Below are 20,940 nucleotides of genomic sequence, written 5' to 3'. Positions count from 1 at the left end.
TCAGGACAGGAACACTTCCGCGGCCTCGAGCAGAGGCTGGGCCTTGTCCTTGGCCGACAGGTTAAGCTCCCCCGCAGCCGGCCAGTCGATGCCGAGCGACGCGTCGGACCACAAGATGCCGCGGTCGTATTGCGGCATGTAGTAGTTGGTGGCCTTGTACACGAACTCCGCCTCATCGCTAAGCGTCAGGAAACCGTGGGCGAAGCCTTCGGGAATCCAGAACTGCCGCTTGTTCTCGGCGCTCAGCACCACGCCCACCCACTGGCCGAAGGTTGGAGAGGACTTGCGGATGTCCACCGCCACGTCGTAAACCTCGCCCGCCACCACCCGCACCAGCTTGCCTTGGGCGTAAGGCGGCAATTGATAATGCAGGCCGCGCAGCACGCCCTTGGCGGACTTGCTGTGGTTGTCCTGCACGAAATCCACCGCGCGGCCTATGCCTTCCTCAAACCGCTTCAGATTGAAGCTTTCGAAAAAAAAGCCCCGCTCATCGCCGAAGACCGTCGGCTCGATGATTTTCACATCCGGAATGCTCGTATCGATTACTTTCATCGGCCCCTGGCCTCGCAAATGACTGGCGACGGTCCCCGCTCCGCGGGCGAAACCTTCGCGCTGGGATTCAAGAATTTTTCGCGCCTATCATGGCCAGCAGGTACTGGCCGTAGCCATTCTTTTTCAGCGGCGTGGCCAGGCGCACGATCTGTTCGTCGTCTATCCAGCCCGAACGGTAGGCGATCTCCTCCAGACAGGCCACTTTCAGGCCCTGCCGCCGCTCGATGGTGGCGATGTACTGGCTGGCATCCAGCAAGGATTCGTGCGTTCCGGTATCCAGCCAGGCGTAGCCGCGGCCCATGGTTTGCACGTTCAGCAAGCCTTGCTGCAGGTAAACATTGTTGACGTCGGTGATTTCCAATTCGCCGCGCGCAGAGGGCTGGATGGACTTGGCGATCTCCACCACCTGCGAATCGTAAAAATACAGGCCGGTCACCGCATAATTCGACTTGGGCAGCGCCGGCTTTTCCTCGATGGAACGCGCCACGCCGGCGGCGTCGAACTCCACCACCCCGTAGCGCTCCGGGTCCTGCACATGGTAGGCGAACACCGACGCGCCCGCGGTTTGGCTGCTGGCCTCGGTCAGCAATTTGGCGAAATCATGGCCGTAGAAGATGTTGTCGCCCAGCACCAGCGCCGACGGCGCGCCCGCCAGGAACGCCTCGCCGATGATGAAGGCCTGCGCCAGGCCATCCGGACTGGGCTGCACCTCATATTGCAGATTGAGCCCCCAGCGGCTGCCGTCGCCCAGCAGCAATTGGAAGCGCGGCGTGTCCTGCGGCGTCGAGATGATGAGGATGTCGCGGATGCCGGCCAGCATCAGGGTGGACAAGGGATAGTAGATCATCGGCTTGTCGTAGATAGGCAGCAATTGCTTGCTGACCGCCAGGGTGGCCGGATACAGGCGGGTGCCGGAACCGCCTGCCAGAATGATGCCTTTACGTGCTTGGGTCATTGTTCGAATGATGTCCTGTCATGCCGCGAGATAGATTCAATCACACAAGCCCACCCCTCAAAGGCAGGGCCCGCGCCCCCATTCCAAGATCAGACGGCCCCTTCGGCTTGCGACAACGCGTAAAGCTGATCGACCACGCCATCCACACCATCCTCCCACCTGGGCAGCGCCAGGGAGAAGGCGCGCATCAGTTTGCCGCAATCCAACCGGGAATTAGCCGGCCGTTTGGCCGGCAACGGGTATTGGTCGCTGCCTATCGCCTGGATAGCGTCCGCCGTCAGCCGCAGCGGGAATCCCCGCTCCCCGGCCCGGCGGATCACGCGCTGGGCATAGCCGTGCCAGCTGGTTTCGCCCTGCGCCGCCAGGTGGTAAGTGCCATCCGCGAAATTTTCGGGCCGCGCATGATAACGGGCAATCAGCTGCGCCGTCACGTCGGCGATCAAGGCGGCGCAGGTCGGCGCGCCGAACTGGTCGCCCACCACCTTCAGCGCGTCGCGCTCTTGCGCCAGCCGCAGCATGGTTTTCAGAAAGTTGCCGCCATGCGCGCCGAACACCCACGAGGTGCGCAGGATCAAATGGCGCGCCCCGGCGGCGCGCACCGCCTGCTCTCCAGCCAATTTGCTGGCGCCGTACACCGACTGCGGGCCGGTTTCGTCGTCTTCGCGGTACGGCGCCGGCTTGTCCCCGGCAAACACGTAGTCGGTAGAATAATGGATCAGCAGCGCGCCATTGGCGGCGGCCCAGCGCGCCAGCACCCCGGGCGCGGCGGCATTGACGGCGAAGGCGGCATCCCGATCGGTTTCCGCCTTGTCCACCGCGGTATAGGCGGCGGGATTGACGATGATATCGGGCTTGGCGGCGTCCAGGACGGCGAGAATGGCGGCCTCGTCGGCCAGATCCATCTGCGCGCGGCCGCAGGCCGTCACCTCGCCAAGCGGAGCCAGCGCCCGGCGCAATTCGAATCCCACCTGGCCATCCGCCCCAGTCAGCAGCACGCGCGTCATGCTTGAGCCTCGTATTGCTTGGCCAACCATTCGCGATAAGCGCCGCTGCTTACGTTTGCCACCCAGTCCTGATTATCCAGATACCAGCGCACAGTTTTACGGATGCCGGTCTCAAACGTCTCCGCCGGTTTCCAGCCCAGCTCCTTTTCCAGTTTGCGCGCATCGATCGCGTAGCGGCGGTCATGGCCGGGACGATCCTGCACATGGCTGATCTGATCGGCATAGGAGCCGCCGCCGACTTTGGGCCGCATTTCATCCAGGATCGCGCAGATGGTCCGCACCACGTCGATATTGGGTTTTTCGTTCCAGCCGCCGACATTGTAGGTTTCGCCGGGCCTGCCGGCCTCCAGCACCCGGCGGATCGCGCTGCAATGGTCTTTCACGTACAGCCAGTCCCGCACCTGCAAGCCATCGCCATAGATCGGCAGCGCCTTGCCCGCCAACGCATTGAGGATGACCAGCGGGATCAGTTTTTCAGGGAAATGATAGGGGCCGTAATTATTGCTGCAATTGGTGGTCAGCACCGGCAAGCCATAGGTATGGTGCCAGGCGCGCACCAGGTGGTCGCTGGCGGCCTTGCTCGCCGAATACGGGCTGTTGGGTTCGTAGCGCCGGGTTTCCGCAAACGGCGGCTCCTGTTCGGACAACGTGCCATAGACTTCGTCGGTGGAGACGTGCAAGAAGCGGAAGGCCTTGGCGGCAGCTTCCGGCAGGCCGTTCCAGTAGCCGCGCACGCTCTCCAGCAGATTGAAAGTGCCGACCACATTGGTATGGATGAAATCGCCAGGGCCATGGATGGAACGATCGACATGGCTTTCCGCGGCGAAATTGATCACCGCGCGCGGCTGATGCTCGCTCAGCAACCGGTCCACCAACGCCCGATCGCCGATATCGCCGTGCGCAAACACATGCCGGCGGTCATGCTTCAGCGATGCCAGAGTTTCGAGATTGCCCGCGTAGGTCAGCGCATCCAGATTGACAACCTGCTCATCGCTGCCGGCCAACCAGTCGAGAACAAAGTTGGCGCCGATGAAGCCCGCGCCGCCCGTCACAATAATTGTCATTATGGCATTCCGTTTTTAATCAAGTTTCCAGGCCCGCGATTGCCCGCGAACCGCATTATCCATGCAAGCGCGCCGCTTGACTCCGCCCAGTCGGGGAATGGCCGGCGCCCGACGAGCCTCGTCGAATGCGCGGTTTGGCGCGCGCGCCCCAAGTATGCCATTTCCTGACGACGCCGTGAGGCCTTGCGTAAGGAACAAGGCGCTCAAGCCGTGTCAACAGGCGCATCGCCCAGCAGGAAACGGGGGCCATCGCCCAAACGGGCCGCGTGGTCGGCGGGATTATTCAATTTGCACTTTCGCAGCGATAGGCAGCCGCAGCCTATGCAACTGTCCAATTGATCACGCAATTGGCACAACGTATCGATGCGGGCTTGCAGCATAGGCCGCCAGGCCGAGGACAAACGCGCCCAGTCTTCCGCGGTGGGCGTCCGCTGCCGCGGCAGCCCCGCCAGCGCCTCGCCGATGTCCTGCAGGCTCAAACCCAGCGTCTGGGCAATGCGGATGAAGGAGACCCGACGCAGGACATCCTTGTGGAAACGCCTGGGCTGCCCCGCCTCTCCCACACTTTGAATCAAGCCTTTCGCCTCGTAAAAGCGCAAGGCGCTGGCCGCCACGCCCGAACGTTTCGCCAGCGCGCCTATCCCTATCCAATTCGCAGACATGCCCGCTCCTTGACTTAAAGTTAACTTTAACTTTTATGCTGAATGCGCATCATACCACTCAAGAATCGATCGGACATGGCCCACACTTTGATTGTCTATTTCTCAGCCGAAGGCAGCACCCACCAACTGGCATGCGCGATACGCGACGGCGCCGCGGCATACGGCGGCGCCAGCCTGCTGCGGCTGGAGCCGCGGCACATCGTCGACGGCCGCTACGCGCCGCCCGCGATGGCCGCATCGGCCGAATCGCTGCGGCGAGCGGATGCCGTCATCTTCGGCAGCCCCACCTATATGGGCGGCCCCGCCGCTCAGTTCAAGGCGTTCGCCGACGCTGGCAGCGCATATTGGCGCGGCCAGCCCTGGACCGACAAGGTCGCGGCCGGCTTCACCATCGGCAGCAGCCTGAACGGCGACCAACAAGGCACGCTGTCCTATTTCGCAACGCTGGCCGCCCAACACGGCATGCTATGGTGTGGCTTGGACCTTCCCGGCGGCAAACATATAGACGATCTCAACCGCCTGGGCTGCCAACTGGGCCTGTGCGCCCACTCCGCGGATGGTTCGCTGCACCCCGCCGACCTGGCCACCGCCCGCCATCTTGGCGCGCGGGCGGCCCGCGTCGCCGATCGCCTCCGCCGCAACGCCTTGCTTGAAGAGAACGCGCCATGACGCCTGCCATCCAACGGATAGACCACATCCATGTCCATGTGAGCGACCGCGAGCAGGCGGAAGCCTGGTATCGACGCGTGCTCGGTTTCGAGCGCATTCCGGAACTGGCGTTCTGGGACGCCGACGGCGGCCCGCTCACCCTGGCCAACCGCGAGCGCACAGTGAAGATCGCGCTGTTCGAGCGCGGCGGCGCCGGCAAACAGCCTGCCGTGGCGCTTGAGGTCGAAGCCGACGCCTTCCAGGCTTGGCGCCGCCACTTGAAGCAAGCGCTGGGCCACGCTCCGGAGCTGGCCGACCACGCCGTTTCCTGGTCGATCTACTTTGCCGACCCCGATGGCAACGGCTACGAAATCACCTGCAACGACTACGCCGCGCTGGCGCAAAGATTGCGGGCCTGCCCCTGACATCCGGCCGGCCGCGCATGAAAAAACCTCCCGCCGCATGGACCAGGAGGTTTGTTTCTCATGCCGGCCATGAACCGGACGATTCGGCTCGACAGAGAGCCAGAGGAAAAGCGGCGGTTATCGCGCTTCAAGCCAGGCGGCAACGCCAGCCGGACGGGCCGGACGCGCCCCGGCTAGTGGGGAACAATGATGGGGGTGCCATCCGGCGCGTGCTTTTTCTGATGCTTGGCCGCGCGTTTCTCCTTCGGCGACATCAGGGGTTGTTTCTTGGCTTCCTTGGTGCTGTGTCTTGATTTGCTCATGATCCGCTCCAATTGGTGAGCATCGGGAACGCCCGATACCAGCCACAGTATAGTCCGATTGCCGATGGATGGCGGGACGCATTCCAGCATCCGCGCGGCATGGCCGTTGACGGAAATCAAACAGCGCTCAAAACGCAAAACCTCCCAAACCGACAAAATGCCTTTATCATTATCCGCGCAAATCGATGAACCGCCGCCGCCCCTCCGTCAAGGCGGCATGTCTAGCCCTGGAGCCGCCAGCATGAAACATTTCCTGTCCCACTTCGTCCACCTGTGCAATCTCGCCGGCCGCCCCGGGCTGCGCCGTCTGAAACCGCGCTGATCCGGCGCCGGATTCGCCCCGGCCGCGCCGATGGACTGGACATGGCAGCCATGAGCCATTCTCATCCACTTGCGCGGCCTTTCCATTGCTAACAGAATGCATGCAATCTTTCTTCCGGAGCTGGCATGAACACCCTCGCAACCCCGCAGCTGGACACCGTTCCGCAACGCATCGCCTCCTTGCGCGCCGCCATGCGCAACGCCGGCGTCGACGCCTGCCTGGTGCCCTCGTCCGACCCCCATCTTTCTGAATACCTGCCCAAGCGCTGGCAGGCGCGCCGCTGGCTGTCGGGCTTCACTGGTTCGATGGGCACGCTGATCGTCACCGCCGACTTAGCCGGGGTCTGGGCCGACGGCCGCTACTGGGTGCAGGCGGAACAGGAGCTGGCCGGCAGCGGCGTGCAACTGATGAAGATAGACACGGCCGCCAGCAGCCAGCATCTGCAATGGCTGGCCGACACGCTGCAAGCCGGCCAGACGCTGGCGGTGGACGGCGACGTGCTGGGCCTGGCCGCCGCCAAGGCGCTGCAAGCCGCGCTGGCGCCGCGCGGCATCCAGCTGCGCACCGATATCGACCTGATCGACGCCGTCGATCCGCAGCGCGCGCCGCTGCCGGACGCCGCCGTCTACCAGCATGAGGCCGCCTTCGCGCCGCAAAGCCGCGCCGACAAGCTGGCCCGCGTCCGCGAAGCCATGCGCCAGACCGGCGCAGAGCGCCACTTCATTTCCACGCTGGACGACATCGCCTGGCTGTTCAACCTGCGCGGCGCCGACGTCAATTACAACCCGGTGTTCATCAGCCACGCGCTGATCGAAGCCGACCGCGCCACGCTGTTCGTCGCGCCGGGCAAGGTAGACGCAGCCCTCGCCGCCCAGTTGGCGGCCGACGGCGTCCGCGTCGCCGATTACGCCGCAGCCAAACCAGCGCTCGCCGCGCTGGCCGGCGGCGCGCTGCTGATCGACCCCCGCCGCGTCACGCTGGGCCTGCGCCAGGCGGTGGCGGACGGCGTCAAGGTGATCGAGGCGATCAACCCCAGCACGCTGATGAAATCGCAGAAAACCGCCGCCGAAGCCGCCCATGTGCGCAAAGCCATGGAGCAGGACGGCGCCGCGCTGTGCGAGTTCTTCGCCTGGTTCGAAGCCAACGTCAACCAGAGCCGCATCACCGAGCTGACCATAGACGAAGAGATCACCGCCGCGCGCGCGCGCCGGCCCGGCTTCGTTTCGCCCAGCTTCGGCACCATCGCCGGCTTCAACGCCAATGGCGCGCTGCCGCACTACCACGCCACCCCGGAAGCGCACAGCGAGATCAAAGGCGACGGCCTGCTGCTGATCGACTCCGGAGGCCAGTACCTGGGCGGCACCACCGACATCACCCGCGTAGTGGCAGTCGGCGCGCCGTCCGCCGCGCAGAAGCGCGACTTCACCCTGGTGCTGAAGGGCACGATGGCGCTGTCGATGGCCCACTTCCCGCGCGGCACGCTGTCGCCGATGCTGGACGCGCTGGCGCGCGCGCCGCTGTGGCAGCACGATATCGACTTCGGCCACGGCACCGGCCACGGCGTCGGCTATTTCCTCAATGTGCACGAAGGCCCGCAGAGCATTTCGCGCGCGGTGCCGGAGCCGCATATGGCGATGCGGGAAGGCATGATCACCTCGATCGAGCCGGGCGTGTACCGCGATGGCCAGTGGGGCGTGCGCATCGAAAACCTGGTGCTGAACGTGGCGTCGGAAAAGAACCAGTTCGGCGACTTCCTGAAATTCGAAACGCTGACGCTGTGCCCGATAGACCGCCGCTGCATCGAGCGCTCGCTGCTGACCCAGCCGGAAATCGACTGGCTGAACGGCTACCACGCCGAAGTGCGCGCGCGGCTGCTGCCGCTGGTGGACGGCGCGGCGCGCGACTGGCTGCTGGCCAACACCGAAGCGCTGTAAACTGCGGGTTGACCCGCGCAGGCCATGCCCCCCGTGGGCATGGCCTGTTTTGTTTTCCAGAAAGCCCCTATGCCGTTTGACCGACTCAACGACCTGCGCCTGTTTCTCGACGCTGCCCAGCTGGGCAGCTTTTCCGCCGCCGGCCGCAAGCACGGCCTGTCTCCGGCCGCCGCCAGCGCCTGCATCCAGCGGATGGAAGCCGCGCTGAACGTCCGGCTGTTCCAGCGCACCACCCGGCAGCTGAAACTGACCGAAGCCGGCGACACCTACCGCGCCTATTGCCGGCAGGCGCTGGAGCTGCTGGAAGAAGGGGAAAGCCGGCTGCAGCAGGAACAGCAGGCGCTGAGCGGCGCGATCCGGCTGTCGGCGCCGTCCGACCTGGGCCGCAATCGGCTGCTGGATTGCCTGGACCGCTTCGGCGCGGAACATCCGGGCGTGTATTTTTCGCTGTCGCTCGACGACACCCCGGTAGACCTGATAGGCGAAGACGTGGACCTGGCGATACGCTACGGCAAGCCGGCCGACAGCAGCCTGGTGGCGCGCGAGCTGGCCGCCAGCCGCCGCGTGGTCTGCGCCGCGCCAGGCCTGCTCGCGCGACTGGGCGCGCCGGCCCATCCGCGGCAACTGGCCAGCCTCCCCACCCTAACGCTCGCCACCGGGCACGGGCCGATGAACGAATGGCGCTACCGCGAGCGCGGCGAGGCCCGCGTCCTGCGGCTGGAACGCGCGCGCCAGAGCAACGATGGCGAAGTGATCCGCCGCTGGGCGGTGCAAGGCCACGGCTTCGCCTACAAGTCGCAGCTGGACATCGAGCCGGACCTGCGCGCCGGCCGGCTGGCGACTGTGCTGGACGACTACTTCACCGAACAGGCGCCGCTGCACCTGCTCTACCCAGGCCAGCGGCTGCAGCCGGCGCGCATCCGCCGGCTGATAGACCATCTGCTGGAAACATTTGCCGGCACCACGCAAAAATGACAAAATCATTTACATGACGCCATCGTTTCTCGCTACGGGCAATCTGCTGCCGCTGCTGCAGCAGATGGAACAGACCTTGCACCAGCCCGCCGCCCGCGCCGACGCCGCGCTGCTGGAACACTGGCTGGACGACGACTTCCGCGAAATCGGCCGCTCCGGCCGCCAATACGACAAAGCCGCCATCATCGCCGCGCTGCTGCGCGAAAATCCCGATGCCTCCGCCGCGACCCACTCGTCCGATTACCGGCTGACCCTGCTGGCCGAAGACATCGCATTGCTCACCTACCGCTCCGCCCATGCCCAAGCGGATGGCGCGCTGAGCGGGCACGCGCTGCGCAGTTCGATCTGGAAACGGGTGAACGGCGCCTGGCGGCTGGCCTTCCATCAGGGCACCCCGGCCTGCGCGGCGCCCACAAACTTTTGAAACCCTGAAATTCGCATGCAACACGCCTCGTCCCCCTCTGCCTTCAACACGATTTTCATGACCGTCTGGATCGCCATGGCGATTGGAGGCCTCGCGTTCTCCACGCTGTCCCGCAACGCGAAACTGAAAAGAAAAGTCTCGCGGATCGTGATGATCGCCGCGCCATTGCTGTTCTGCCTGTTCGCTTGGCATCAGGGCGCGCAAGCGAGCGAATTCGCCATCTTCCTCCCGTTTCTGGCGCTGATCACCTTCCTCAATCTGCGCAACACCCGCTTCTGCGACGCCTGCGGCGCCACCCAACACAGCCGCGGCTTCTCCCGTCCGCGCCATTGCTCGCAATGCGGCGCCTCCTTGCCCTGAGCGCCGCGGCCGGGCTTCACGACATTTCCACCGGCAGGCCGGCCGCCTTCCAGTCGGGAAAACCATCCGCCAAACGCCTCGCGGCCAGCCCGCCTGCCCGCAAGGCCGCCACCGCCTGGACGGAAAGCGCGCAAAACGGCCCGCGGCAATAGGCGATGACTTCCAGCCCGGCCGGCAGTTCGGCCAAGCGCTGCGGCAGCATCTCCAGCGGGATGTTCAGCGCGCCGGGCAGATGGCCTTGCGCGTATTCGTCGGCCGGCCGCACGTCCAGCAGCAGCGCGTCGCCATCGCGCAGCCTCTCCAGCAACGCCTCGCGCGATACTGCCTCCGCGCCATCCGCTCCGGCGGACAAGCGGCCCATTTCGCGGCGCCGATGTTCCGCGCACTGCCGCAAGGCATCCAGCAGATTGACCACCGGGCCGTCGCCCAGCCGGTAAAGCACATGCTTGCCATCGCGCCGCGACGCCACCAGGCCTGCCCGCTTCAGCTGCTGCAAGTGCTGCGAAGCATTGGCCACCGTCAATCCCGCCAGTTGCGCCAGCCGCTCCACCGGCCGCTCGCCCTGGGCTGCATGCTCCAGCAGCAGCAGGCGGTGGGCATTGCCCAGCGTGCGCGCCAGCTCGGCGAATTCATCGAACATCCGGCCCTGGATATCTCCATCGCTCATTGACATCACTCCATTGAAATATCATCATTCAATTTTTCAATTGAATATTATCCAATTTTCCCCTACCCCGCCATCAAACCGCCTCAAGGAGCTCATCTCATGGATATCGGACTGGAATCGCTGCGTTGGGCCGTGCCGATCGGCATCGGCGCCACTTTGCTGATGGATGGCTGGGCCTGGCTGCAAAACCGCCTGCTGGCCACGCCCTCGCTAGACTACGCGCTGGTCGGCCGCTGGATTGGCCATCTGGCACGCGGCAAGCTCAGCCATCCCAGCATCGCCAAGGCGGCGCCGATACGCGGCGAAGCCTGGCTGGGCTGGAGCGTGCACTACCTGATAGGCATCCTCTTCGCCGCGCTGCTGCTGGCCGTTGCCGGCCCGGAGTGGGCGCGCCGCCCCACCCTGGCGCCCGCCTTGCTGACCGGCGCGCTGACGCTGGCCGCCCCCTTCCTCATCCTGCAGCCAGGCATGGGCGCCGGGCTGGCCGCCCGCAACACGCCGCAGCCGAATGCCGCCCGTCTGCGCAGCCTGTCGGCCCACATGTCCTTCGGCATCGGCCTGTACGCGTCGGCCGGCATGCTCTGCGCGCTGGCGCCGTTTTGAGACTTCTGGCGGTCGACGAATCGGTAGTCCGGGCGGCGTCTTTCGCCGCCCTGTCAACCAGATCCGCCCTCTTGGATTAAACAGTGTACTAGGCGGGCGCAAACTGAATAAAATGCATGCCAATCGTCGATTCCGAGCAGACTGCTTCTCAATACAGCCAGGACAGAACAAGAATGAAAAACATGTTTTTGCTGGGACTGAGCCTAGCCTCAGCCCCTATCGCCGGCCTCGCCGCCGCGCAAGCCGAACCGCAAACCGCCGAACAGCAGGTTGACCGCTACGGCAGCCAGATATTCCGCGACAGCCGGGCCGTCGGCATGGTGATGGTGGTGGTCGACAAGAAACAAACCCTGCAGCGCTTCTACGGCCAGACCCGTCCCGGCAGCCGCCAGAAACCCGATGCCGATTCGCTGCTGCGCATCGCCAGCATCAGCAAAACCATGACCGGTGAAGTGCTGTCGTCATTGGCGCTGGAAAACCGCGTCAAGCTGGACGACCCGCTGCAAAAATACGCTCCCCAAGGCATGGCGCTGCCGCAAGCAGGCCAATCCATCACCCTGCTCAACCTGGCCACCCATACCAGCGGCTTTCCGCGCGAGATGCCGGGCAGCAAGCCGCAGGACACGCCGGTATTCGTCTGGCCCGACCAGCAGCAGCGCTGGAGCTGGCTGAGCGCCAGCAAGGCCCGCTTCGCCGCCGGCGAGAAAGCGCAGTATTCCAATCTGGCGTTCGATTTCCTGGCCGACGCGCTGGCCGTGGCCACCGGCCGGCCTTACGCGGCGCTGCTGCGCGACAAGATCACCGCGCCGCTGGGCATGAAGGACACCACGCTGAACCCGACCGCCGCCCAATGCGCGCGGCTGCTGGAAGGCTTCGGCGCCAGCCCCTGCGTCAACACCACCGCGGCCAGCGGCAGCGGCGGCATCTACTCCACCCCGCGCGACATGCAACGCTGGCTGCAAGACCTGGTCTACCCGCAGGACGCCGCGCGCAAGCAACTGCGCGACCAGATGTTCCGCATGTACTTCAAACGCGACAACCTGCGCAGCCTGCGCGGCATGGATGTGGCGGGCCAGGCTGACGAACTGGGCCTGGGCTGGATCCGGATGCAGGAAAAGCCGGACGCGCCGGAAATCATCCAGAAGACGGCGGGCGGCGGCGGCTTCATCGGCTACGTCGCCATCGCGCCCAAGCATGACGTGGCGGTATGGGTGGCGCTCACCCGCAGCGGCGGCACCCACTACCACAATATGAGCGGCGGCGCGAACAAGCTGGTGGCGGAATTAAGCGGCTACCAGCCCGCCGCGCTGGTTGCGCCCAAGCCGGTCGCCGCCCACAAACCCGCAGCCCACAAGGCGGCGGTTAGCAAGCCGACCGCCCGCAAAGCCGCTGCCCACGCAAAACCGGCCGCGCGCAAGGCGGCGGCCGGCAAAAAGACTCACAAGAAACACAAACCGGCCAATAGCTAGAACGCCGGCACTCCGGAGGCCCGCTGCGCGAAGCGGGCGATCTCGTCCTTGCGCATGAAGCGAACGCCGTCATGCCCCTGCGCATAGCGGATGAAGTCCTCCAGCACCTTGACCCGCGCCGGGCTGCCGGAAATGCGGTCATGCGTGCTGATCGACATCATCCGGCGGCGCTGGCCGGCCTCGCGGTACAGCAGGTCGAATTCGGCCTTCAGGTCCGCCAGGTAGGCCTCGTTGCTCAGCGCCGGCGAATCGTAGCGGACGATGTCGTTGTTGCGCAGCGTGTACGGCACCACCACGAAGGGCTTGCCGTTCACCGGCACCGTGAACGGCTCGTCGCGGCTGACGTTGTCGATGTGATAGACGAAGCCCAGTTCCTGCAGGATGCCCAGCGTATTGGGCGTGCCGCGCAGCCAGAAGGCGTTGAAGCCTGTCGGACGGGTGCCGGTGGCGCGTTCGATGCTGGCGATGCTGGCGCGATAGGCGTCGCGCTCCTGCTGCGGCGTCATCGAATACTGCGGCTCCCAGGTCTGGCCATGGCCGGCGGCCTCGTGGCCGCGCGCCACGATCTCCTTTGCCAGCTGCGGATTGCGGTCCACCGCCTGTCCCACCATGTGCGAAGTCACCTTCACCCCGGTGCGGTCCCACAGGTCCAGCAGGCGCGGGATGCCCTCCTTCACGCCGTAGTCGTACCAGCTTTGCATCGGCAAATCGGCGTATTTCGGGTCCAGCGGCGGGAACGGCCCGCTGGCGCCGCGCTCCGGCTGCGCGCCGGCTTCGAACTGCATGGAAATGGAAATCACCAGTCTGGCGTCTCCGGGCCAGAAACCCGTTTTGCCGCTTTCAAGTTGCGTCATGTTCTTGCTCGCTCCATTTGCCGCCAGCGCGTCGCCGTGCGCCAGCAACAGGCCGACGCTGCCGGCCGACGCGCTGGCCAGGAACTGGCGGCGGTTGATTGAAAAATCGTTGCTCATCGCCGGCTCCGCCTATAGCAAGCCGCCGCCGTCCACATCCAGCACCGCGCCGGTGAGAAAGGCGTTGCCCATCGCGAACAGATAGGCCTGAGCCAGATCCTGCGGCCGCCCCACCCTCCCCAGCGGCAGGCCCGCGCCGATGCGCGCCATCGCCGCCTGGCGGCTTTCCGCGCCGTCCGGCCCCCACAGCTCGGTGTCCACCACGCCGGGGCTCACCACGTTGACGCGGCGCGGCGCCAGTTCCTTGGCCAGATTCTTCGCCGCCGCCTCCAGCGCGGCGTTGACCGTGCTTTTCAGCAAGCCGCCGGCGCCGTATTTGCGCGACAGCAGCCCAGAGGTGAAGGTCACCGAGGCATCGGCCGCCAGGTAGGGCAGCGCCTGGCGCACCGCCAGCACGGCGCCGAACAGCTTCACATTGAAAGTCCGCTCGAAATCCGCCCACTCCACCGCCGCCAGCGTGGGCGACCCCACCCGCGCGCCGGCGGTCAGCACCAGGTGGTCGATGCGGCCGATTTCGGCGAAGGCCGCGTCCAGGCTGGCGCTGTCGGTGACATCAGCCCGCAGCGACTGCCATGGGCCGCTGGCCGTCGGCGAACGCCCCAGCACATACACCTGGGCGCCGGCGTCGGCCGCCTCCTGCGCCACCGCCCGGCCTATGCCGGAGCCGCCGCCCACCACCACCACACTGCGTTGCCGCAGAAAATCCGCGTTCAGGCTCATGGCTTCACCACTCCCAGTTGCTTGAGCAGGGTCAGGTTGTCTTCCAGATGCCAGTTTTCCGCGATGCGGCCGTTCTTCACCCGGTACAGGTCGAAGGCCTGGAAATCCACCGCCTGTCCGGCCCCTTGCGCGTCGCCGAACTTGCCGGTGAAGTGCCCGGTGAAATGCAGACGCAGCGACACCCGGTCGCCGGCCAGGATCATGTCTGTGACCTCAACCTTCAAATCCGGCACCGCCGCGCGGAAAGCGTTCGACGCCTGCAGGGGGCCGGCCACGCCCTGGCGGCGTCCGGCGGGCAAGGTGCGGTCGATGAAGTCGGGGTCCAGCGCCAGCTCGGCATAGCTCGGATCGCCGGTGTTCCAGAACGCCGCATAGCGCATGGCGGCCAGCTTCACCGCCGCCGCGGCGCCGCCGTTGCGTTCGGAAAACACCCGCTGCGGCTGCGGCAAGGCCTCGCCGGCGGCCGCGTGGCCAGCCAGCAGCGCCAGCAGGCCTGCGGTCAGAATATGGGGCAAACGGTTCATAGCGATTCCTCGTGTCAGACAGCGCCGGCCAATCGCCGGCACTTGGGAATCGATTATTGAACCATCAGTTTGAATTGATAATTGGTGTGGAAATTAAAGGATTTTATTGCCAAATTTTAAAATGCCGAGCAAACGCGCCGCCGGCCAGCCGGGGAGTGGCTGAGGAAGAACGGCCGCGACGCCGGCAAAGAAGCGAGCAAACCGGCCAGGACCGGTACGGCAGCCATGAAAAAGCGGCCCACAGGCCGCCTTAATTATCGCCCGCGCGCCAAGCGCGGCTCACTGGCTGCGCGCCGCTCAGGCCCGCACGTCCACGTTATTGCCCAGATGCGCCGGATTGGACGCCTGGATCTGCGCCGACGACTCGGCCGCGCCCTGCAGCAGGGTCATCGCGGTTTGCGAATCGGCCTGCATCGCCTTTTTCAGCACCAGCGCCTGCGCATTGGTGCTGACGTTCGCGCTCACTTGACTTACTGCGTCCATAACCCCACCTCCCGGATAGTATGCGTCACTGCCTGCAGTTTAGCCGCAAGCCGGCCTCTCGGCATAGCAAAACTGCTAGAATGTGCGCCAACCCCCACCTTTTGACGACAGGAAACACACATCATGAGCGCAACCCGTCACAACCCTCTGCTGATTCTCGGCTCCGGCCCGGCCGGCTACACCGCCGCCGTCTACGCCGCGCGCGCCAATCTGAAACCGGTCCTGATCACCGGCATGGCCCAGGGCGGCCAGCTGATGACCACCACCGACGTGGACAACTGGCCGGCCGACGCCGAGGGTGTGCAGGGTCCGGAACTGATGCAGCGCTTCCAGCAGCACGCCGAACGCTTCGGCACCGAAATCCTGTTCGACCACATCCACACCACCCACCTGAGCGAGAAGCCGATCCGCCTGGTCGGCGACGCCGGCGAATACACCTGCGACGCGCTGATCATCGCCACCGGCGCTTCCGCCCAGTACCTAGGCCTGCCGTCGGAAGAGGCCTTCTCCGGCAAGGGCGTGTCCGCCTGCGCCACCTGCGACGGCTTCTTCTACCGCAACCAGGACGTGGCGGTGGTAGGCGGCGGCAACACCGCCGTGGAAGAAGCGCTGTACCTGGCCAACATCGCCAAGCACGTCACCCTGATCCATCGCCGCGACACCTTCCGCGCCGAAAAGATCCTGGTCGACAAGCTGATGAGCCGCGTCGCCGAAGGCAAGATCAGCCTGAAGCTGAACGCCACCCTCGACGAAGTGCTGGGCGACAACACCGGCGTGACCGGCGTGCGCGTCAAGCTGAACGACGGCGGCAGCGAAGAGCTGGCGCTGACCGGCGTCTTCATCGCCATCGGCCACAAGCCCAATACCGACATCTTCAAGGGCCAGCTGGAGATGGACGCCACCGGCTACCTGATCACCAAGGGCGGACGCGACGGCAACGCCACCCTGACCAGCATCGACGGCGTATTCGCCGCCGGCGACGTGCAGGACCATATCTACCGCCAGGCCGTGACCAGCGCCGCCTCCGGCTGCCAGGCCGCCCTGGATGCCGAGCGCTACCTCGACAGCCTGAAGTAAGCCGCCGTGAAGACCTTCAAGGACTCTTTGAAGGGTCTTCGCCAGACGCTGCGCCAGGCCGCCCCTCCCCCGGCGGCCCCGGCGCGGCCCGCAGCGCCCGAAGAGCCGGATTTCAAGCAACTGTTCCGCGACGTCAAGCCGCTGAAGCCCGACGGCCGCCATCATCCCAAACCCGCGAAACCCAGTCCGCGCCCGCGCAAGCCCAGCCAGGGCCCCGCGCTGCACGCCGCCGCCTGCCAGGAAATCCTGCAGCACCAGATAGGCTGGTTCGAGCCGGCGGCCCAACTGCACCAATACGCCCGTCCCGGCATGCCGGCCGCCACCCTCAAGCGGCTGCGCCAGGGCTATTGGCCGCAGGCCGCCCAGCTCGACCTGCACGGACTCGACCGCTACCAGGCGCAGGACGCGCTGGCGTTGTTCCTGCACCGCGCCCGACAGCGCGGCCAATGCGTGCGGGTGATACATGGCAAGGGCTTCGGCTCGCAAGGCGCGCCGGTGCTGAAAAAAATGGTGCGCAGCTGGCTGCAGCACCATCCGGACGTGCTGGCGTTTTGCGAGGCGGAAAGCGGCATGGGCGGCAGCGGCTCGCTGCTGGTGCTGCTGCGCCGGCCCAGCCATGCGGACGGCCATGGCGACGATTGAAGGATGACGTGACAATCCCAACTGGAATCCGCTAAGCTCAAAGCACGGCGGACCCCTGCACACCACCAGGAGTTATGCATGACAGGCACACCCTGCCCCAACTTCACCCTGCCCGGCACCGCCGGCGCCGAGTTTCAGCTTGCCTCCAGCGACAAACCGCTGGTGATCTACTTCTACCCCAAGGACAACACCCCAGGCTGCACCAACGAGAGCATGGATTTCCGCGACCTGCACGGCGAGTTCGCCGCCGCCGGCGCGCAGATCGTCGGCATCTCGCGCGACAGCCTGAAGTCCCACCATAACTTCAAGGCCAAGCTGGAACTGCCGTTCGAACTGCTGTCGGATGCGGAAGAAACCGCCTGCAGCCTGTTCGGCGTCATCAAAATGAAAAACATGTACGGCAAACAAGTAAGAGGCATCGAGCGCAGCACCTTCGTGATAGACGCCCATGGCAATGTGGCGCGCGAATGGCGCGGCGTGAAGGTGCCCGGCCACGCTTCGGAGGTGCTGGCCTTCGTCAAGACGCTGTAAACGGTTGTACCCGCCCGGCCAGCCGGCCGGGCAACAACATGAACAAGGGGACCACATCATGGCCGGCCGCAAAAAGACCACCGCGTGCAAGCTGTTTGTTTTGGACACCAACGTCCTGTTGCACGACCCCACCTGTCTGTACCGCTTCGAAGAACACGATGTGTTCATCCCCATCATCACCCTGGAAGAGCTCGACACCCACAAGAAGGGCATGTCCGAAGTGGCGCGCAACGCCCGCCAGGCCAGCCGCTTCCTCGACGACATCATCAGCGGCCAGGAGCTGAAGATCACCGAAGGCATCCCACTCAAGCACGCCAGCCGCGACGCCGCCAGCGGCAGGCTGATCCTGCAGACCCAGGCCATCAACGGCACCCTGCCCTCGTCGCTGCCCATGGGCAAGGCCGACAACCAGATCCTCGGCATCGTGATGGCGCTGAAGAGCCACTACCAGGGCCGCTCCGTCATCCTGGTGTCCAAGGACATCAACATGCGCATCAAGGCCCGCGCGCTGGGCCTGGAGGCGGAAGACTACTTCAACGACAAGGTGCTGGAAGACACCGACGTGCTGTACACCGGCACCCGCGAGATCGACCAGAACTTCTGGGAACGCAACAGCAAGGACATCAAGTCGTGGCAGGACCACGGCCGCAGCTACTACCAGCTGTCCGGATCGGACTGCGCCAACCTGTACGTCAACCAGCTGCTGTGGCAGGAAGGCGAAAAGCCGTTCCAGGCGCGGGTGATCAAGGTGGAAGGCAAGACCGCGGTGCTGGAAACGCTGAAGGACTACAGCCACAACAAGAACAACGTCTGGGGCATCACCGCCCGCAACCGCGAGCAGAACTTCGCGCTCAACATGCTGATGGACCCCAATGTCGACTTCGTCACGCTGCTGGGCCAGGCCGGTACCGGCAAGACGCTGCTGACGCTGGCGGCCGGCTTGGCGATGACGCTGGAGCAGAAGATCTACAGCGAAATCATCATGACCCGCGTCACCGTGCCGGTGGGCGAGGACATCGGTTTTCTGCCCGGCACCGAAGAGGAAAAGATGGCGCCGTGGATGGGCGCGCTGGAAGACAACCTCGACGTGCTGAACAAGAGCGACGACGACGGCGGCGACTGGGGCCGCGCGGCGACGCGCGACCTGATCCGCAGCCGCATCAAGGTGAAAAGCCTCAACTTCATGCGCGGCCGCACCTTCCTCAACAAGTACCTGATCATCGACGAGGCGCAGAACCTGACGCCGAAGCAGATGAAGACGCTGATCACCCGCGCCGGCCCTGGCACCAAGGTGGTGTGCCTGGGCAACGTCAGCCAGATCGACACCCCTTACCTGACCGAGGGCAGTTCCGGCCTGACCTATGTGGTGGACCGCTTCAAGGGCTGGGACCACTCCGCCCACATCACGCTGCAGCGCGGCGAGCGCTCGCGGCTGGCCGACCACGCCGGCGAAGTCCTGTAAACCCTCCGATTCCGGAAAAAGCCCCCGCTTGGGGGCTTTTCCATTGCCGCGCCTGTAACCGCGGCCATTCGCCGGAAAAGCCCCCGAACATGAAAAAGCCCCGCAGGCGCGGCCGGCGGGGCTGACGTTCACCTCACGACAAGCTTATTTCCAGCCGGATGCCGCCAAGGTCGGCGCTTCGGACGCATAGTCGGCCGACAGCGACATCTGGCCCGCCGCCGGCGGGTTGAACGCCGCCATCGCGCCGACCAGCGCCTGCGCCTGCGAAGCCATCGGCACCCCAGCTGCCGCATTCATCGCCATCTGGTCCAGCTGCCCCGCGTTCCAGCTGCCGCCGTCGGCGAAGGTCACCGTCTTCACCGTGCCCTGCTGGCGCTGCCAGTCGAACCAGCCTTGCACCCGGATCGAGTCGTGGCCGTTGACGTGCTGCAGCAGCAGGTCCTGGCCGCTTTGCGACGCGACGATGTCGCTTTGCGCGATGCCTGCGCCGAAGCGGATCTCGCTTTGGCGGCTGCTGTCCACCGTCACGTGATCGTCGATCACCAGGTCGTTGCCGTCGCCCAGATTGAATACATAGGTGTCCTTGCTGCGGCTGCCGCCATGCAGCGTGTCGTCGCCCTTGCCGCCTTCCAGCGTGGTTTCGTCACCGCTGCCGATCAGCACGTCGTTGCCCGCGCCGCCGCGCAGGGTGTCGCGGTAGCCTTCGGCGCCGGAACCTGTCAGCGTGTCGTCGCCTTCGCTGCCCAGGAACAGGCCGCCGGCCACCGTGCTGATCTGCCCCGCGCTCCAGCTGCCGCCGTCGGCGAAGGTCACCGTCTTCACCGTGCCCTGCTGGCGCTGCCAGTCGAACCAGCCTTGCACCCGGATCGAGTCGTGGCCGTTGACGTGCTGCAGCAGCAGGTCCTGGCCGCTTTGCGACGCGACGATGTCGCTTTGCGCGATGCCTGCGCCGAAGCGGATCTCGCTTTGGCGGCTGCTGTCCACCGTCACGTGATCGTCGATCACCAGGTCGTTGCCGTCGCCCAGATTGAACACATAGGTGTCCTTGCTGCGGCTGCCGCCATGCAGCGTGTCGTCGCCCTTGCCGCCTTCCAGCGTGGTTTCGTCACCGCTGCCGATCAGCACGTCGTTGCCCGCGCCGCCGCGCAGGGTGTCGCGGTAGCCTTCGGCGCCGGAACCTGTCAGCGTGTCGTCGCCTTCGCTGCCCAGGAACAGGCCGCCGGCCACCGTGCTGATCTGCCCCGCGCTCCAGCTGCCGCCGTCGGCGAAGGTCACCGTCTTCACCGTGCCCTGCTGGCGCTGCCAGTCGAACCAGCCTTGCACCCGGATCGAGTCGTGGCCGTTGACGTGCTGCAGCAGCAGGTCCTGGCCGCTTTGCGACGCGACGATGTCGCTTTGCGCGATGCCTGCGCCGAAGCGGATCTCGCTTTGGCGGCTGCTGTCCACCGTCACGTGATCGTCGATCACCAGGTCGTTGCCGTCGCCCAGATTGAACACATAGGTGTCCTTGCTGCGGCTGCCGCCATGCAGCGTGTCGTCGCCCTTGCCGCCTTCCAGCGTGGTTTCGTCACCGCTGCCGATCAGCACGTCGTTGCCCGCGCCGCCGCGCAGGGTGTCGCGGTAGCCTTCGGCGCCGGAACCTGTCAGCGTGTCGTCGCCTTCGCTGCCCAGGAACAGGCCGCCGGCCACCGTGCTGATCTGCCCCGCGCTCCAGCTGCCGCCGTCGGCGAAGGTCACCGTCTTCACCGTGCCCTGCTGGCGCTGCCAGTCGAACCAGCCTTGCACCCGGATCGAGTCGTGGCCGTTGACGTGCTGCAGCAGCAGGTCCTGGCCGCTTTGCGACGCGACGATGTCGCTTTGCGCGATGCCTGCGCCGAAGCGGATCTCGCTTTGGCGGCTGCTGTCCACCGTCACGTGATCGTCGATCACCAGGTCGTTGCCGTCGCCCAGATTGAACACATAGGTGTCCTTGCTGCGGCTGCCGCCATGCAGCGTGTCGTCGCCCTTGCCGCCTTCCAGCGTGGTTTCGTCACCGCTGCCGATCAGCACGTCGTTGCCCGCGCCGCCGCGCAGGGTCTCCCTGTCAGGGCTGTTCGAACCGCGGATGGTCTCGTTGCCATCGCTTTCGCCTGCGCTCATTTCACGGAACAAATCTGTCATTTGA

24 protein-coding genes are annotated in these 20,940 nt (G+C 65.5%); 12 read left to right on the top strand and 12 right to left on the bottom strand.

Translation table 11 applies throughout. From position 1 onward, the window contains the following. The 5 genes from rfbC to soxR all read right to left on the bottom strand — a co-directional run bounded on the left by rfbC (position 1) and on the right by soxR (position 4,237). On the bottom strand, positions 1-552 hold the full coding sequence (gene rfbC, locus U6115_RS10335; RefSeq protein WP_043579071.1) for a dTDP-4-dehydrorhamnose 3,5-epimerase: 552 nt from the start codon (positions 550-552) through the stop codon (positions 1-3). Positions 553-619: 67 nt separating this feature from the next. Further along, positions 620-1,507: a glucose-1-phosphate thymidylyltransferase RfbA gene (gene rfbA, locus U6115_RS10330; RefSeq protein ID WP_043579069.1), complete on the bottom strand. Its 888-nt coding sequence runs from the start codon at positions 1,505-1,507 to the stop codon at positions 620-622. Between the two features lie 89 nt (positions 1,508-1,596). After that, positions 1,597-2,511, bottom strand: a complete 915-nt coding sequence (gene rfbD, locus U6115_RS10325) for a dTDP-4-dehydrorhamnose reductase (protein WP_043579067.1) — start codon at positions 2,509-2,511, stop codon at positions 1,597-1,599. Next, positions 2,508-3,575, bottom strand: a complete 1,068-nt coding sequence (gene rfbB / locus U6115_RS10320) for a dTDP-glucose 4,6-dehydratase (RefSeq protein ID WP_043579064.1) — start codon at positions 3,573-3,575, stop codon at positions 2,508-2,510. The genes rfbD and rfbB overlap by 4 nt, the downstream gene beginning before the upstream one ends. A gap of 203 nt (positions 3,576-3,778) precedes the next feature. Further along, entirely contained in the window at positions 3,779-4,237 is a 459-nt protein-coding gene (gene soxR / locus U6115_RS10315; RefSeq protein ID WP_043579059.1) for a redox-sensitive transcriptional activator SoxR, read from the bottom strand. Between the two features lie 75 nt (positions 4,238-4,312). Here soxR and U6115_RS10310 point away from each other — a divergent pair, with 75 nt between their 5' ends. Both U6115_RS10310 and U6115_RS10305 read left to right on the top strand, forming a co-directional pair. Beyond that, entirely contained in the window at positions 4,313-4,906 is a 594-nt protein-coding gene (locus tag U6115_RS10310) for a flavodoxin family protein (RefSeq protein ID WP_043579056.1), read from the top strand. Next, positions 4,903-5,310 carry a VOC family protein gene (locus tag U6115_RS10305; RefSeq protein WP_043579054.1) on the top strand — a complete coding sequence of 136 codons (408 nt, stop codon included), beginning with the start codon at positions 4,903-4,905 and terminating at the stop codon, positions 5,308-5,310. The genes U6115_RS10310 and U6115_RS10305 overlap by 4 nt, the downstream gene beginning before the upstream one ends. A 173-nt stretch (positions 5,311-5,483) precedes the next feature. On the opposite strand, the gene U6115_RS10300 is transcribed toward U6115_RS10305, so the two are convergent. Next, the gene (locus U6115_RS10300; protein ID WP_255361899.1) at positions 5,484-5,612 is read right to left on the bottom strand and encodes a hypothetical protein; all 129 of its coding nucleotides are present in this window, start codon (positions 5,610-5,612) and stop codon (positions 5,484-5,486) included. A gap of 471 nt (positions 5,613-6,083) precedes the next feature. On the opposite strand from U6115_RS10300, the gene U6115_RS10295 reads away from it, so the two are divergent. The 4 genes from U6115_RS10295 (at position 6,084) to U6115_RS10280 (ending at position 9,627) form a co-directional block, all read left to right on the top strand. Further along, positions 6,084-7,868, top strand: coding sequence for an aminopeptidase P family protein (locus U6115_RS10295; RefSeq protein ID WP_197466034.1), 1,785 nt, complete (start codon positions 6,084-6,086; stop codon positions 7,866-7,868). Positions 7,869-7,937: 69 nt separating this feature from the next. Then, the gene (locus U6115_RS10290; protein ID WP_043579047.1) at positions 7,938-8,843 is read left to right on the top strand and encodes a LysR family transcriptional regulator; all 906 of its coding nucleotides are present in this window, start codon (positions 7,938-7,940) and stop codon (positions 8,841-8,843) included. 13 nt (positions 8,844-8,856) lie between these two features. Beyond that, on the top strand, positions 8,857-9,267 hold the full coding sequence (locus U6115_RS10285; protein ID WP_043579044.1) for a nuclear transport factor 2 family protein: 411 nt from the start codon (positions 8,857-8,859) through the stop codon (positions 9,265-9,267). 15 nt (positions 9,268-9,282) lie between these two features. Continuing rightward, positions 9,283-9,627, top strand: a complete 345-nt coding sequence (locus U6115_RS10280) for a hypothetical protein (RefSeq protein WP_043579041.1) — start codon at positions 9,283-9,285, stop codon at positions 9,625-9,627. Between the two features lie 16 nt (positions 9,628-9,643). Here U6115_RS10280 and U6115_RS10275 read toward each other — a convergent pair whose 3' ends face one another. Continuing rightward, the gene (locus U6115_RS10275; RefSeq protein ID WP_043579038.1) at positions 9,644-10,294 is read right to left on the bottom strand and encodes an ArsR/SmtB family transcription factor; all 651 of its coding nucleotides are present in this window, start codon (positions 10,292-10,294) and stop codon (positions 9,644-9,646) included. Positions 10,295-10,393: 99 nt separating this feature from the next. On the opposite strand from U6115_RS10275, the gene U6115_RS10270 reads away from it, so the two are divergent. Both U6115_RS10270 and ampH read left to right on the top strand, forming a co-directional pair. Then, on the top strand, positions 10,394-10,897 hold the full coding sequence (locus tag U6115_RS10270; protein ID WP_047238139.1) for a DUF2938 domain-containing protein: 504 nt from the start codon (positions 10,394-10,396) through the stop codon (positions 10,895-10,897). A gap of 173 nt (positions 10,898-11,070) precedes the next feature. Beyond that, positions 11,071-12,366 carry a D-alanyl-D-alanine-carboxypeptidase/endopeptidase AmpH gene (gene ampH / locus U6115_RS10265; protein ID WP_080770303.1) on the top strand — a complete coding sequence of 432 codons (1,296 nt, stop codon included), beginning with the start codon at positions 11,071-11,073 and terminating at the stop codon, positions 12,364-12,366. On the opposite strand, the gene U6115_RS10260 is transcribed toward ampH, so the two are convergent. The 4 genes from U6115_RS10260 to U6115_RS10245 form a co-directional block, all read right to left on the bottom strand. After that, positions 12,363-13,337: a polysaccharide deacetylase family protein gene (locus U6115_RS10260; protein WP_043579037.1), complete on the bottom strand. Its 975-nt coding sequence runs from the start codon at positions 13,335-13,337 to the stop codon at positions 12,363-12,365. The two genes, ampH and U6115_RS10260, sit on opposite strands and share 4 nt — an antisense overlap. A 12-nt stretch (positions 13,338-13,349) precedes the next feature. Next, complete coding sequence (locus U6115_RS10255; protein WP_043579035.1) at positions 13,350-14,057, bottom strand: SDR family oxidoreductase; 708 nt, start codon at positions 14,055-14,057, stop codon at positions 13,350-13,352. Next, on the bottom strand, positions 14,054-14,581 hold the full coding sequence (locus tag U6115_RS10250; protein WP_043579032.1) for an ester cyclase: 528 nt from the start codon (positions 14,579-14,581) through the stop codon (positions 14,054-14,056). Before U6115_RS10250 ends, U6115_RS10255 begins: the two co-directional genes overlap by 4 nt. A 297-nt stretch (positions 14,582-14,878) precedes the next feature. Further along, positions 14,879-15,064 (bottom strand): putative motility protein, encoded by a 186-nt coding sequence (locus U6115_RS10245; RefSeq protein WP_043579030.1) that lies wholly within the window; start codon positions 15,062-15,064, stop codon positions 14,879-14,881. Positions 15,065-15,187: 123 nt separating this feature from the next. On the opposite strand from U6115_RS10245, the gene trxB reads away from it, so the two are divergent. From trxB to U6115_RS10225, 4 genes are all read left to right on the top strand, one after another. Beyond that, positions 15,188-16,141, top strand: a complete 954-nt coding sequence (gene trxB / locus U6115_RS10240; protein WP_043579028.1) for a thioredoxin-disulfide reductase — start codon at positions 15,188-15,190, stop codon at positions 16,139-16,141. Positions 16,142-16,147: 6 nt separating this feature from the next. Further along, entirely contained in the window at positions 16,148-16,783 is a 636-nt protein-coding gene (locus U6115_RS10235) for a Smr/MutS family protein (RefSeq protein WP_043579026.1), read from the top strand. Between the two features lie 78 nt (positions 16,784-16,861). Continuing rightward, a complete protein-coding gene (locus tag U6115_RS10230; protein WP_043579025.1) occupies positions 16,862-17,314 on the top strand; it encodes a peroxiredoxin in 453 nt (150 codons plus the stop codon). Between the two features lie 58 nt (positions 17,315-17,372). After that, positions 17,373-18,776 (top strand): PhoH family protein, encoded by a 1,404-nt coding sequence (locus U6115_RS10225; protein ID WP_043579021.1) that lies wholly within the window; start codon positions 17,373-17,375, stop codon positions 18,774-18,776. A 144-nt stretch (positions 18,777-18,920) separates the two neighbouring features. Here the strand turns inward: U6115_RS10225 and U6115_RS10220 are convergent, their stop codons facing one another. Further along, positions 18,921-20,936 (bottom strand): calcium-binding protein, encoded by a 2,016-nt coding sequence (locus U6115_RS10220; protein WP_101527460.1) that lies wholly within the window; start codon positions 20,934-20,936, stop codon positions 18,921-18,923. Between the last annotated feature and the right edge of the window lie 4 nt (positions 20,937-20,940).

The sequence above is a fragment of the Chromobacterium subtsugae genome (genome assembly GCF_035919665.1).
In the GTDB taxonomy this organism is placed as follows: Bacteria; Pseudomonadota; Gammaproteobacteria; order Burkholderiales; family Chromobacteriaceae; genus Chromobacterium; species Chromobacterium subtsugae.
Note: the sequence above shows the minus strand (reverse complement) of the source record. Positions and strands in the feature narration are given on the sequence as shown.

Excerpts from the sequence above, each read along its gene's own strand:
- rfbC (WP_043579071.1), bottom strand. The coding sequence starts at position 552 with ATGAAAGTAATCGATACGAGCATTCCGGATGTGAAAATCATCGAGCCG.
- rfbA (WP_043579069.1), bottom strand. The coding sequence starts at position 1,507 with ATGACCCAAGCACGTAAAGGCATCATTCTGGCAGGCGGTTCCGGCACC.
- rfbD (WP_043579067.1), bottom strand. The coding sequence starts at position 2,511 with ATGACGCGCGTGCTGCTGACTGGGGCGGATGGCCAGGTGGGATTCGAA.
- rfbB (WP_043579064.1), bottom strand. The coding sequence starts at position 3,575 with ATGACAATTATTGTGACGGGCGGCGCGGGCTTCATCGGCGCCAACTTT.
- soxR (WP_043579059.1), bottom strand. The coding sequence starts at position 4,237 with ATGTCTGCGAATTGGATAGGGATAGGCGCGCTGGCGAAACGTTCGGGC.
- U6115_RS10310 (WP_043579056.1), top strand. The coding sequence starts at position 4,313 with ATGGCCCACACTTTGATTGTCTATTTCTCAGCCGAAGGCAGCACCCAC.
- U6115_RS10305 (WP_043579054.1), top strand. The coding sequence starts at position 4,903 with ATGACGCCTGCCATCCAACGGATAGACCACATCCATGTCCATGTGAGC.
- U6115_RS10300 (WP_255361899.1), bottom strand. The coding sequence starts at position 5,612 with ATGAGCAAATCAAGACACAGCACCAAGGAAGCCAAGAAACAACCCCTG.
- U6115_RS10290 (WP_043579047.1), top strand. The coding sequence starts at position 7,938 with ATGCCGTTTGACCGACTCAACGACCTGCGCCTGTTTCTCGACGCTGCC.
- U6115_RS10285 (WP_043579044.1), top strand. The coding sequence starts at position 8,857 with ATGACGCCATCGTTTCTCGCTACGGGCAATCTGCTGCCGCTGCTGCAG.
- U6115_RS10280 (WP_043579041.1), top strand. The coding sequence starts at position 9,283 with ATGCAACACGCCTCGTCCCCCTCTGCCTTCAACACGATTTTCATGACC.
- U6115_RS10275 (WP_043579038.1), bottom strand. The coding sequence starts at position 10,294 with ATGAGCGATGGAGATATCCAGGGCCGGATGTTCGATGAATTCGCCGAG.
- U6115_RS10270 (WP_047238139.1), top strand. The coding sequence starts at position 10,394 with ATGGATATCGGACTGGAATCGCTGCGTTGGGCCGTGCCGATCGGCATC.
- ampH (WP_080770303.1), top strand. The coding sequence starts at position 11,071 with ATGAAAAACATGTTTTTGCTGGGACTGAGCCTAGCCTCAGCCCCTATC.
- U6115_RS10260 (WP_043579037.1), bottom strand. The coding sequence starts at position 13,337 with ATGAGCAACGATTTTTCAATCAACCGCCGCCAGTTCCTGGCCAGCGCG.
- U6115_RS10255 (WP_043579035.1), bottom strand. The coding sequence starts at position 14,057 with ATGAGCCTGAACGCGGATTTTCTGCGGCAACGCAGTGTGGTGGTGGTG.
- U6115_RS10250 (WP_043579032.1), bottom strand. The coding sequence starts at position 14,581 with ATGAACCGTTTGCCCCATATTCTGACCGCAGGCCTGCTGGCGCTGCTG.
- U6115_RS10245 (WP_043579030.1), bottom strand. The coding sequence starts at position 15,064 with ATGGACGCAGTAAGTCAAGTGAGCGCGAACGTCAGCACCAATGCGCAG.
- trxB (WP_043579028.1), top strand. The coding sequence starts at position 15,188 with ATGAGCGCAACCCGTCACAACCCTCTGCTGATTCTCGGCTCCGGCCCG.
- U6115_RS10230 (WP_043579025.1), top strand. The coding sequence starts at position 16,862 with ATGACAGGCACACCCTGCCCCAACTTCACCCTGCCCGGCACCGCCGGC.
- U6115_RS10225 (WP_043579021.1), top strand. The coding sequence starts at position 17,373 with ATGGCCGGCCGCAAAAAGACCACCGCGTGCAAGCTGTTTGTTTTGGAC.
- U6115_RS10220 (WP_101527460.1), bottom strand. The coding sequence starts at position 20,936 with ATGACAGATTTGTTCCGTGAAATGAGCGCAGGCGAAAGCGATGGCAAC.